At 42.4% G+C, this 12,551-nt stretch carries 12 protein-coding genes; 10 read left to right on the top strand and 2 right to left on the bottom strand.

Annotated features, from left to right (window positions below; translation table 11 throughout):
- The first annotated feature begins 442 nt into the window (after positions 1 to 442).
- Entirely contained in the window at positions 443 to 814 is a 372-nt protein-coding gene (locus AC13DA_RS15655; protein WP_284451653.1) for a hypothetical protein, read from the top strand.
- A gap of 92 nt (positions 815 to 906) precedes the next feature.
- On the top strand, positions 907 to 1,542 hold the full coding sequence (locus tag AC13DA_RS15650) for a hypothetical protein (protein ID WP_284451652.1): 636 nt from the start codon (positions 907 to 909) through the stop codon (positions 1,540 to 1,542).
- 236 nt (positions 1,543 to 1,778) lie between these two features.
- Here the strand turns inward: AC13DA_RS15650 and norR are convergent, their stop codons facing one another.
- Entirely contained in the window at positions 1,779 to 3,359 is a 1,581-nt protein-coding gene (gene norR / locus AC13DA_RS15645; RefSeq protein WP_284451651.1) for a nitric oxide reductase transcriptional regulator NorR, read from the bottom strand.
- A gap of 189 nt (positions 3,360 to 3,548) precedes the next feature.
- Between norR and hmpA the strand changes: the two genes are divergently transcribed.
- From hmpA to AC13DA_RS15605, 8 genes are all read left to right on the top strand, one after another.
- Positions 3,549 to 4,745, top strand: coding sequence for an NO-inducible flavohemoprotein (gene hmpA, locus AC13DA_RS15640; RefSeq protein ID WP_284451650.1), 1,197 nt, complete (start codon positions 3,549 to 3,551; stop codon positions 4,743 to 4,745).
- Positions 4,746 to 4,802: 57 nt separating this feature from the next.
- Positions 4,803 to 5,987, top strand: coding sequence for an NnrS family protein (locus AC13DA_RS15635; RefSeq protein WP_284451649.1), 1,185 nt, complete (start codon positions 4,803 to 4,805; stop codon positions 5,985 to 5,987).
- An 81-nt stretch (positions 5,988 to 6,068) separates the two neighbouring features.
- The gene (locus tag AC13DA_RS15630; protein WP_284451648.1) at positions 6,069 to 7,028 is read left to right on the top strand and encodes an HPP family protein; all 960 of its coding nucleotides are present in this window, start codon (positions 6,069 to 6,071) and stop codon (positions 7,026 to 7,028) included.
- Between the two features lie 386 nt (positions 7,029 to 7,414).
- Positions 7,415 to 8,044: a hypothetical protein gene (locus tag AC13DA_RS15625; RefSeq protein ID WP_284451647.1), complete on the top strand. Its 630-nt coding sequence runs from the start codon at positions 7,415 to 7,417 to the stop codon at positions 8,042 to 8,044.
- Between the two features lie 81 nt (positions 8,045 to 8,125).
- On the top strand, positions 8,126 to 8,707 hold the full coding sequence (locus AC13DA_RS15620) for a hypothetical protein (protein WP_284451646.1): 582 nt from the start codon (positions 8,126 to 8,128) through the stop codon (positions 8,705 to 8,707).
- Between the two features lie 160 nt (positions 8,708 to 8,867).
- Positions 8,868 to 9,488, top strand: coding sequence for a hypothetical protein (locus tag AC13DA_RS15615; protein ID WP_284451645.1), 621 nt, complete (start codon positions 8,868 to 8,870; stop codon positions 9,486 to 9,488).
- A 126-nt stretch (positions 9,489 to 9,614) separates the two neighbouring features.
- The gene (locus AC13DA_RS15610; protein ID WP_284451644.1) at positions 9,615 to 10,169 is read left to right on the top strand and encodes a GNAT family N-acetyltransferase; all 555 of its coding nucleotides are present in this window, start codon (positions 9,615 to 9,617) and stop codon (positions 10,167 to 10,169) included.
- 271 nt (positions 10,170 to 10,440) lie between these two features.
- On the top strand, positions 10,441 to 10,779 hold the full coding sequence (locus AC13DA_RS15605; protein WP_284451643.1) for a thioredoxin family protein: 339 nt from the start codon (positions 10,441 to 10,443) through the stop codon (positions 10,777 to 10,779).
- A gap of 5 nt (positions 10,780 to 10,784) precedes the next feature.
- Here AC13DA_RS15605 and mepM read toward each other — a convergent pair whose 3' ends face one another.
- Complete coding sequence (gene mepM / locus AC13DA_RS15600) at positions 10,785 to 12,176, bottom strand: murein DD-endopeptidase MepM (RefSeq protein ID WP_284451642.1); 1,392 nt, start codon at positions 12,174 to 12,176, stop codon at positions 10,785 to 10,787.
- Positions 12,177 to 12,551: the final 375 nt, after the last annotated feature.

Below are 12,551 nucleotides of genomic sequence, written 5' to 3'. Positions count from 1 at the left end.
TATTCAGAATAGTCTGGGCTCTCATGGTATTTCCTGATTTGATAAGTGTGGTAACTGATCCGATCGTTAAATATCATGAGAGTTCCTTTTTTTGATTTTAACTCATTGTTTTTAATATGCCTTTCGTGGGGATTGGTCAGGAGCAGAGTGTTTGATTTTCAGTGCTTCAGTTGAAAGTGATCTGCGTATTTTTATGAACGTTGATTTTTAGTCGTTTTGTAGGACTTTAAGCGTGCAATATCATCTGGTTTGTTGGTAATTAGAGAGATAGGTATCGAAAGAAGAAGTTGAAGAGTAAGCGAGAGGTTTAAATTGCCAACAAAGTGCTGCAAGCGACAAAACTACGCTCCGCCAATTTGTGGTTCGCTTCGTTCAATTTACCACAAGTTGGCTCCAGTCTATTTGCCTCTGATGGCGGCGTTATGCATAAAGGAAAGTTCGAATGAGTTACACAATAATTGGGCTGATGCTGGACATAGTTGGAGCCTGGCTTATTGCCTACGAGTTCGTCTTTGGGTATTCAAAAAAATGGCGAGCTAAACTAGCAGAAAACCGAATTAGCACTCTAGAAAGCATCAGGTCTGATATTAAACGAATGTGGAATCTACCATCTCCGCCTTATACTGGGGAAGAAATAGCTGGATTTAAATCAGAAATAGCTCAGAAGTATGATTTGCAAATTCAGGAGCAAAAGAAAATTATCGAGACAAGTACTTCTGGTCACGAAGACAAGTCGATATTACTTGCATTGCTTGGTTTATTACTTTTGACAGCTGGGTTCATTCTCCAAATCGTGGGCGCAATCAGTGCATAACAATTGCACTAACATAGCCTACAAAAGTCGTGGGCTCGGTGTTGCTATCGTTCGGCCGCTTATGCGCGGCGTTATGAACCCAAGGAGGTATTGTGTCATATCAAGTAATTAGGAGGGATCTAACAGAAACCACTAGAAAATGTGATTTCTGTCCTCAATATTTAACCTCTCTGAAAGCATATGTTTTAAAGGATTTAGAGACCGGAGAGTTATCTTATGCAGGTCCTACTTGTGCAATAAATAATGCTGGGAAAGGCTCAACTTCAGGAATTCCTGATTTAACTAAATTTACTTTAGGTACAAATGATCGTGTTGGTGGAGGCCATGGTGGGCAAGGTGGAGCGACCACCGAGAATCCAGAAAAGAGTGCAATCGAGTACTTAACGCTACGAGAGAATAAACTTGTGGATGAACTTAAATGTTCATATCCGGTGCTAAAAGAATACTATGAAAAGCACCATTCTCAAGGGCTATCGGATTCCGACGTTAGACATATAAATAATATTGCATCTAAAGCACCAGAAAACCTAAGTCCAGTGGTACTACAAAGAATCTACAATTATTTGTTCTGGATTGATGTAGGCATCAAAAAGCTGCCAACAGATAAAACGGATTTTTTAGTTAGAGTAAGAAAGACCGTCGTTTCAAATGGGAAAATATCTGAGAAACAAAAGGTTGCAATAAATAGGTGGCTGGAGAATATCGATGGAGTACCTCAGTTAAAGTAATGCACAACAAGCGTATGTTGCCGGACTGGTTTTCCGCTCCAAAACCAGCGGCAAATATGGTTGTTATGTAGATATTTAGGGTCAGAGAAATCAAGGGGCAGTAAACTTGATTATTTTCATAGGTTAGAAAGCTTTTCCCTTCAGATAAAACTGGAGAATCAAGTCGCTAGAACATTTGAAACCTGAGTATGAGTTGGAAAATAAGTCTGCCCCTTTTCCCGTGCGCTTATATCGAGTCAGTTAAACGTTATCTGCGTATTTTTTTGAACGGTGATGTTAAGCCGTTTCGCCATGCGGATAAGGTTTGAGCGATCCATCTGCAACTGTTTTGCTGCATGTGCCCAATTACCATCGGCTTGTTGTAATGCGTGGGCAATGACTCTTTTCTGAAAGGCTTCTGTCGCGGCTTTTAAACTCATATTCGGCTGGCTGTTAGTTGGGGGGGTATCCAGTTCAGCTAAGCTCGATACTGGGGTATCAGCTGTAATTTCAAGTAACTCAGAAGTGAGAGACACAATCGCCTGGTGAGGTGATATGGCTTTTGCTCTCAATGCTGCTCTGCTGATCACATGTTCCAGTTCACGCACATTGCCGGGCCAGGAATAATTAAGCAGGCTGGTGTTGGCTTCTGAGGTTAATCGTAGCTGGCGGATATTCAGCTGACGACTGATGCGTTCAAGAAAATATCCGGCCAGTAGCAATACATCCTCACCACGTTCTTTCAGGCTGGGCAGGTGAATGGGGTAGACCATCAGACGATGATAAAGGTCGGAACGGAACTGCTCATTCTCGACTTCTTTTTCCAGATTTCTATTAGTGGCTGCAATTATGCGTACATCCACATGTTCGACTTTATCTTGCCCAACAGGTTGAATCTCACCTGACTGCAAAACGCGTAATAATTTACTCTGTGTGCTGAGTGGTAATTCACCCACCTCATCCAGAAATAAGGTGCCGCCATTTGCCAGCTGAAATTTACCGGCACGTGCTTTATCTGCGCCGGTAAAGGCGCCTTTGGTGTGGCCGAATAACTCGCTTTCAACCAATGACTCTGGCAGGGAAGCACAGTTTAAATAGACCAGTGGAGCCGTTTTACGCTCTGAAAGTTGATGTATTTTCCTGGCAACCAGCTCTTTGCCTACCCCGGTTTCACCCGTAATCAGCACTGTAAAATTGGAGCCAGACACCAGTTCGATATTATTTTTCAGCGTTTGCATGACTGGGCTTTGCCCAATAATCTCACCGCCGTCTTTTAATAAGGCTTCCTGAGTTAACTCTTTGACGACTTCCTGGGCATGATGGGCACTTAACTCCAGCTTCTTGAACTCTAATGCCGTTTTTAAAGTAGCAGCGGATAAGGCTGTGATTAATTCCAGCGTTTTTAATTCAATATCATCAAAAGCATGTGGTTTAAAGCTATCTAAAGTGACAACACCAATAAGCTGATTGTCTGAATACAATGGTAATCCCATACAGGAATGAATCGGTAAGTTACCTAATTGAGACACCAGCAAACCATCGTAGGGATCGGGTAAATCACAGTCGTTAGCAAATAACAGTGGTTTGTTTGAGTCACAAATGCGTTGCAGCCTCGGGTGTTCTGCAAGTAAAAAGCGCCTGCCTAATACGTCAGACGATAATCCCTGCATGGCTAATGGGGTCAGCATGCCATCACGAAAGCCGAGTAATACCACAGCATCACAGGCAATGGCTTTTCGGATTGAGCCTAACAGGCGATCAAACCGATCTCCGGTATTTAAGCTGTTAGCTAAGTCCAGGGCGACTTCCACTAAAAGGTGATGGCTGTTTAATGACATTGTGCGGTTCTTTTTAATCAGGTTATATAAACATGAACAGGTCAAAATGACTCTATTTTATGTAGGTCATAAAGACACGGTTGATGAAGTATATATGACTAAGTAACTGAATTATATAAGCAGGTTTATCTGGCATAGCTTCTGCAATGTGTGAGTAGCAAAACATAAAAACAGCACAGCGAGGACAACATGTTAGATACACGCACTATTCAAATCGTAAAAAGCACCATTCCCTTACTGGAAGGGGCCGGCACAGCGGTCACTGATCATTTTTATCAGCGTATGTTTACGGCTAACCCAGAGCTAAAAGATATCTTTAACTTGAGCAATCAAAAAAGCGGTCGTCAGCAATTTGCGTTGTTTAGCGCGGTGGCTTCATATGCCAAGTACATTGATAATCTGGGTGAACTTGGCGAATTGGTTGAGCGCATCGCACAGAAACACACCAGCTTTGATATTCAGCCTGAGCAATATCAGATTGTCGGTCATCACCTGATTGAGACCTTAAGAGAGTTAGCACCCGATGAGTTCACCGACGATGTGGCTGAGGCCTGGATAAAAGCCTATCAATTGTTGGCAACGGTATTAATCGACCGTGAAAAAGCGCTTTATCAAACTAGCAGAGAAGAGCAGGGTGGTTGGACCGGACCTAGAGCGTTTCGGGTCAAAGACAAAATCAAAGAGTCTGAGTTAGTGACCAGCTTTATTTTTGAACCGGTGGATGGTCAGCCGATAAGACAGTATCAGCCGGGCCAGTATATTGCCGTCAGAGTGAAGCCTGATGATGCCGAGAATATTGAGATTCGCCAATATTCACTCTCAGATAAATATCACCCTGATCATTACCGTATTAGTGTGAAACGTGAGCGTTCTCCTATAAAAGGCATAGTGTCTAATCATCTGCATGATGCAGTGGAAGTGGGTGATATAGTTGAATTAATGCCACCGGCGGGTGCTTTCTTTTTAACCCAACCTAGCAGACCGGTGATGTTGATTTCTGGCGGAGTTGGCTTAACGCCAATGATGTCTATGCTGGAGACCTTAGTGAGTGATGAAGCTTATCAGCACGATATCTTCTTTTTACATACCTGCAAAAACGCTCAGCAACATTCATTTAAACAGCGTTTGGCGGCGTTGAAAATCACGCGGCCTAATCTGCATGAGTTTTACTGGTATAGCGAAGAAACCCATGTGTCAGATGATATCAATGCAGGCCTAATGGATATTAACCTGCTCAGAGACAAAGTCGATTTCAACAATGTCGAGGTGTATCTGTGTGGCCCACTGGAATTTATGCGTTTTGTGCGCCTGCAACTACATGTGAATGGTGTGCCTTCTGAGCGTATCCATTTTGAAACATTCGGCCCACATGACGAGATTATTTAACCTCACCCAACAGCTGAGCCCGAAAGGGCTCGCTGTTTTATCTTCCGGTATCAGTGTATGCGTATAACATCTTCCCGTGCGTTTTTCTCACAGCCTGTGTTTGATCTCGCTTTCAGGCCGTTATTTTTACTAGCCAGTCTGTTTGGCATCATCGCTCTGCTTTATTGGGGAGGTGTATGGAATGGTTGGGTAAATCCGAGTCATGCCTTACCCGCCACACTCTGGCACGGTCATGAAATGATGTTTGGTTTTGTCGGTGCGGTGTTGGTTGGTTTTTTATTAACGGCCGTACAAACCTGGACAGGTTTACGGTCCATTCATGGTCAGCAATGTGCATTATTAGTAGGGTTTTGGCTTGTAGGCCGTATTGCGATGTGGCCAGCAGTTAGCTTGCCATCATGGTTAGTGATATTGCTGGATAGCAGTTTCTTTATATATGCCGGGCTTTTCCTGGCGAAATTGATTTATCAAAAGAAACAAAAGCGTAATTATTTTGCGGTTGTGGTGTTGCTGCTACTGATTTTTACCAATATTAACTTTCATCTATCCACTCAGGCGCAGCAGTTTGAAACGGCAAGCAACAGTCTTTATTCAGCCGTATTTCTGATTACTCTGATGATGACAGTCATCGGTGGCCGTATTATTCCGATGTTTACGGCTAACACCACGCAGATTCCGGCCAGGCCTCGTTGGACATGGCTGGACAGGGCAGCACTGTTTTCTGTCTGGTTGATTGTGGCGGTGTTTTTCCTGCAATTACAAATATGGATACCGGCTGGTGTTCTGGCGGTAATGCTAGTGATAGCAGCATGTCTCACTGCAATAAGGTGTGCTTGCTGGCGGTTCCTTACTAGCTTATCTCACCCTTTATTATGGTCATTACACCTGAGTTACTGGTGTATTCCTCTTGGATTCAGTCTGCTGGCCTATCATTATGCTGGTGGTGATGTGAGCATGAATGATGCCTTGCATGTATTAACCGTCGGCGGCATGGGCGGGCTTATTTTAAGCATGATGTCACGAGTCTCACTCGGTCATACTGGCAGACCCATTATCGCGTCTTCAAAGATTAAAATCGCTTTTATTTGCGTATTGATAGCCGGCTTAGTCAGAACGATGATGTTTACCGTATTTTCAGCCAGTTTATTGAGTCTATGGCTCAGTATCCTGCTATGGGTGTTGGCATACAGTATTTTTTTGTATCAATACACGCCCATTTTATTCGCCGAGAGAAAGGGGTGAGCTCGATAAAACCTATTGCTATATGAGGATGATTTAAATAGGTATAATTTATGCCTATTTTGTATCCCGTGATTTTAATTTATGAAGCATGCTTTAAAACGACTCATGCTATGGCTGGGGATTGAGAAAAATAGAACCAGCCATAGCGAAAAAGTGATCTCTGCTTTAGGCGCGATGGTCGGTATTCTAGAGACCATCCTGATGACAAAATGGCTGTCACAGCATATTGCAATCAGTGCGGGTTCAGAGTTATTGATCATTGCCTCTTTCGGTGCCACTGCCGTATTAGTGTTTGCTGTTCCTCATGGCGCCTTATCACAACCATGGCAAGTGATTGCAGGTCATCTAATCTCTGCTGCTGTGGGTGTGACCTGCCAATACCTTCTTGGAGCAACGCCACTGGCAGCCGCTATTGCCGTGGGTTTGGCGGTGGGACTGATGTATTACACCCGTTGCATTCATCCACCAGGTGGTGCCACTGCATTAAATGCCGTTATGGGCGGGGCAGGTATCACACAATTGGGCTACAGCTATTTGCTTTTCCCGGTGTTGGTGAATGTTATCGCTATTCTGCTGGTGGCAATTGTCTTTAATGCCTTATTTCACTGGCGACGCTATCCGGTGCACTTATCCAGGCAGACTAAAGAAGCTACTCATGTAAATTTACCATCCGAAGACGTCTCTCTGACCACCGAAGATTTTAATGCCGCTATTCGTGAGCTGGATTCCTTTGTCGATTTAACCGAAGAAGGCTTAAGCGAACTCCTCGAAAAAGCTAAACAAAATGCCTTACTGCATATCGAGCACCCAGAAAAAATCAGAACAGGCAAGTTCTACAGCAATGGCAAAATTGGTCACACATGGGCTGTTCGCCGCGTCATAGATGAAGGCAAAGAAGGCAGTAAAAATGATGTGGTTATCTACAAAAATGTAGCCGGTAATGACCTATACAACACCGGCATGCTAGAACGCGAAGCTTTCCGCCAATGGGCCAAATTTGAAGTCTACGAACAAAATGGGCGTTGGTTGAGATTGAGCTAGCGAACATCACGATATTTATCGTCCAATGCTTTTGAATGTTGCTTGGCCGTTAAAACTATGGAATATTGAGCTAATATCAATAGATTGCAATGCGATCTAAACATCAGCTCGTAAAGGATTAAAGGGACACAGAAATGGATATTTCAATATGAACATCGCTTTTTCTCAGAGATATACTCATCTCCAAGAGAATCAAGATTTGGCTCTATTTTTCCAGCCCACTTCATCCTTTCGGCTCTATTTCTCAAAAAATTTAATCACATTTTTATTTATAATCAAATACTTGAAAATATTAAGTCGGAATTATGAAGCGACTTCTTTAATATTTATTATGAAGCCAGCGGCTTCATAAAAGAGACTGTTAGCCATCAATATTAGGAGAGAGGATGAGCGTAATAAAAAAATGGATTCACGGCACAGAAGTTCATTTTACCGAATGGAAATTACCTTTAGGTAAACCTGCTCATAAAGGGGGGGCTGAAGCGCATTCAGCAATATTCTTTACTACAAGTAAGGAGTACGCGCTTGGATCAGCAAATGGTTCCGGTGGTATTTGCACTGCCGAATTGATTGAAGGTTCCAATGTGTTAAATATGAATAGCTGTAACGCCTCTGAGTCTGAAGAATATCGACTCCAGTGTTCTAAGAAGAAGCTTGGCAGCAAATCTCCTCAAATCACTGTTCCATTTTATTGGGCTCAGGGCTGGGAAACTGGAAGTATAATGAAATATGCTGCATCGACCCAAGACGAAGCCGAAATGATACAGAGGAAAGTAAATTTAGCTTCAAATGCCAAGCATACGAAACAAGGTGCAGCAGCATTCAATGAGCTTCAATTACTTACAAGAAACGTAATTGAAGAATTAGTAATATCAGCAAAAGAGCTTGGGTATGATGCTGTCATTGGAAATGAAATAGATACTTTGCATCCCTCTGGGCAAAAAACCTACGAAATAATGTTTGTTCTTAATCATGAATCCATATCAAGCCCTACTTGGTTAAGCATTCCCAAATAAGGCTAACTAGCAAAGGCAGGCGGATGCTTCACACCGCTGCTTTGGGCATTTTATGTTTTCTGAGGGTATAAAGAATCCATCATGGTAAAAAAGGATATTCTATTAAACGGAATAGTTGTCGGTGAGCATGATGCCACCGGCAATAACCTTGAAGATGCAAAAGCTGTTGAAGCCATTCTCAAGGAAAAAGGGTTGTATCAAGAAGTAACAACTAATGATGCTATGTTTAATCAGGCAAGCGCTTTTGCTTCGGTAGCAAATGACCTCTACAAACGAGATTTAAAAAAATCACCATTTAAGGGTATTAGCCTATCGCCTTTTATCGTTAATGCCGTTTTCAGCATAGAGCTTTATCTCAAAGCGATTCATAATGCTTACGGCAATAAAATTAAAGGGCATCATCTCGCAAGTATTTACAAAGGTATGCCCAAAAAGGGCAAAGAGCATTTTCTAAATGCAGCTAGTGATGTTCGCCCTCATTACCAACTTTATGAGGGAGAAGATATCCATTCATGCCTAGAGTCATTAAGCAAATCATTTGAGCAATGGCGTTATTTGTATGAACACAACGAACTAAGCACTGAACTTCAGTCAATCCGCTATACAATGCATACTTCGCATGAGGCATGCTGTAGGGTCAGAGAAAGTTTTAAAAAACAATAAGTAAGGGAATTGTTTGGCGAAAATCAAAGTGTCATCAAACTTGATTTCTTGCAATTTATTACTTACTCACATACCTCATCAATTTACTAAATGAAACTCATCGCTGAGTTCTCAGTCTGTACTCCTCTAAACATTAATTTCCCACGGAGGAGGAGAATCTATGGAGTATGTTGGCCCCATCAGCTCTGCTGTTATGGCCATTATCTGGCTTGTCTATCTACAGTTAATTCTTAGTCAATATCGCCGCAATAATCGGCCTTATCTTATTTTTCACCATGCCCAAAATGAAAACCCTGATGCTTTATGTTTACTGGTGAATATGGGGGAGCGACCTGTTCATGTAGTGTGCGTGCAAGCGGTGATAAAAATGACGTCCGGAGAGGAGCATAAGCTTGCCGTGACGGAGTTTGAACGCATAAACGTGACTGAGCAGGACGTTCAGCAAACCTTACGTCAAGGGCCATTGCTCAATGGCGGTTATCTGATTTTAGGTACGTTTCGAGATATTATTGAAAAGACTCAAAATGAAATAGGTTTAAACGCTTCACTGGAAGACGTTGAGCGCCTGGAGTTGAGGGCGGCAGTTATTCATGCACCGAGTAAACACCCTGTTGGGGCGAAACGAGCATTTGTGCTGAAGCACAATACAGGCACTTGCGTTTATCCAAAAGATATTAATACGAGGCAGATGGTAAAACGTAAAGACAAACAAGAAGTCGCGAAGTGGATAGAGTCAGAGCTTCACCCACGTGATAATAATGATAAAAGCAGTGTTGAGTAGCAATCTGACAGAGCTTTTTTATGATGCATAATTCCTGGAGATTTGATAGTTCTCTCACGATTCCTGACAGAAAGGTGAAACTCAGTTGAAATTTAGGTCTAGTGAAACTTGTTGGAAGTTAAGTCGATGAGTGAGTATGAGGATTTTGGAACAGTCAAACTCCAAAAGGCTAACGCCAACTCCTTCAGCGAGTTCAAAGTTGCTCTTCAAAGCTCTTTTCGGGTTGCGGCGGAAGCGGACTTAGGTCACCCGCTTGAGGAGCCAATTCCTTCTGATGAAGACATTGATCGTTCTGTTAAGGGTGAGGGATCTGTCACCTACTGGATAATGGTCAATGACCAGCGTGTTGGAGGCGCGGTTGTGGTAATCGACGAAACAAGTAATCGAAACTCGTTGTCGTTTTTCTTCATCTCGACCGATTGGCAGAGTCGGGGGCTAGGGCTCCAAGCCTGGAAAGCGATCGAAAGAGAGTACCCAAGCACCAAAACCTGGGAAACCGTTACTCCGTATTTTGAGAAACGTAACATTCACTTTTACGTTAATAGATGTGGCTTCAAGATTATTGAGTTTTACAACAAGTTCCATCCCGATCCTAATCAGCGAGGAGATCAGGTTCATCAAGGAGGGGAGGAAGATGAGATGTTCAGGTTTATGAAGGTTATGGAGGCAGAAAATACTTGATTCTGAAAGACTAGGAAAAAGCTATGTGCCAAACAACGTTTTCAACCAGACTTAATTGAGCCTCTCGCCCTTATTTGCCTAGTCGTGCGAACCATAATGTAATTAACGTTGTGTGTATTGGTAAATACGGAAAAGCAATTCGTTGGCTCATTATCGTTCAGCTTGATTTCTATATTTAATGCTTAAGTTAACATATGCTTTGCTCTTTTAACCATTACGTTATTAGCTCTTCATTAGTGACTGTAGTAAATCAGGGTAGGGAATTAATTGTATGAAAACCGATGGTATAGCTTCTAACTTTGATTACTCAGAAGAAACACTCACCTTGCAACAAGTTAGTGAGTTATCAGGTGATATTTTGCTTGAGTTTGGTGCGCCCTGGTGTGGACATTGTCAGGCGGCAAGTGCGGCAATAAATGAAGTCGTCAATGAGCATGCCAATCTGAGCCATATTAAAATCTATGACGGAAAGGGCAAACGACTGGGGCGTGGGTTTAAAGTCAAGCTCTGGCCGACGTTGATACTACTGCATGATGGACAGGAAGTAGGCCGCTTGGTGCGGCCATTACGTGCTGACGAGGTTCGTGACTTAATGTCAAAACTCCACTGATGTTGTTACATGGTAGATGTTTTTTCTGCTTGTTTGTCTCGCATCAGCCACTCATTCAGCCAATCAATTCCACCTGCAGTAACAATCGCTTCACCTGACATCAAATCATCAAGATTTTTGATATGTTTCTGATAAACCGCCATTTCCGTTTTGGGTATGGATTTCAGCATCGGTATTTTGGCGGTGATGGGGTTAACGGGTTTGTCATTGATGTGTAGTTCATAATGCAAATGTGGGCCAGTACTTCTGCCTGTGTTTCCTGACAATGCAATGACTTGGCCACGCGATACTTTTTGCCCTTTGCGAACAAGAATTTTGCTCAGGTGTAGGTATCTCGTCGAGAAGGCGCCAAACTCTTTAATCACCACATATTTTCCTGCATAGCGATGTGTTGCAACACGCAATACGACACCATCACCCGTTGAGATCACTTTAGTGCCAACAGGTGTGGCGAAATCAACACCGTTATGAGGGGAGATTCTTTTTGTCACAGGGTTTAAGCGGCGAGGATTAAAAGAAGAACTGATTCTGAATCGTTTTTCTGTCGGATAGCGAAGTAGTGCCGGGGTGAGGTTCTCACCATTTTTATCGTAGTAAATGCCATCGGTGTGCAGATAAGCACTTAGGTCCACTTTCTTACCATTAAAACGGATAGCAACAACAGTGTTATTCCCAATAGGCGTGTCATCGATGGTTTCTCGTTCCATCACCACCTGAAATTCATCACCAGCACGCAGATCTCGGCGGAAATTAATTTTGCTTTGCAGTAATTTTCTCACCGTCATAATGGTTTTATCAGTGAGGCCAGCATCGACAGCAGAAAGATAAAAACTGCCTTCAATCGTGCCTTTTAACACTTCTGTTTGCCATGATGTGGGTGTTAATTTCTCATCGTGAATGAAGTTGTTGTCGTCACTTCTTTGATAAATGACCGTCTTTTTGGGATCGATCACCAGGGCTAACTCGGTGAGGTTGTGTTCTTTGTCTAAAGTAAAGATAAGTTGCTGGTCAGGATGTAAGACATCTGCATCGAGATACGCTTCATCGGCTTCGAGTATGTTGTAGAGCGTATTGATAGGAATGTTTAACTGATTGAATATCGTTTCAAGACTATCGCCGTCTTTTACCGTATAGCGTATATCCTGAGGTTGAGGCTCTACAGGCTCAGCAGAAACTGGCTGTGAGTTCTCATCACTGATGTGATTATTATCTGTATGACTCGAACTATCATTTGCAGCTATTTCAGCAGGCTTACTGTTATCTGATGTTATTTCTGTTACTTCAGCATTGTCACCTGGCTTATCACTAAAGAAATAGTTAAGAAGAGCAATCAATAAAATGATGAGTCCGACAAGGGTTACAGGCTTAGCATATGGACTAGGTGGGATTTGCTTCATAACGAATATTCATGATCAAAAAAATAGCTGGGAATATATCATATAATGAATTTATTAAATATGATATATCATATCAATAAGTATTTGTGTTAGTTGAAGTTTTTAGAACTAATTGCTCATGCGAAAGAGATGAATAGACAGACCATTGTTTATTTGTTTTGTTCTCGAGGAGTTGAAAAAAAATAGGGTTTGAATTAATGGTTCGTATGAGTCGTGACTGCAATAGATTTATTGTGTAGTGGTTAACTGATCCCGGACACCATTTTAGGAGGTAATATGACCTCCAAAGAGGTGTTCAATGACAAAACAAAGAAGAAGTTTTACCCCTGAGTTCAAGCTGGAAGCAGCCAGTCTAGTTGTCGACCAGAACTACAG

It is taken from the genome of Methylophaga sp. F-2 (genome assembly GCF_056859315.1).
Note: the sequence above shows the minus strand (reverse complement) of the source record. Positions and strands in the feature narration are given on the sequence as shown.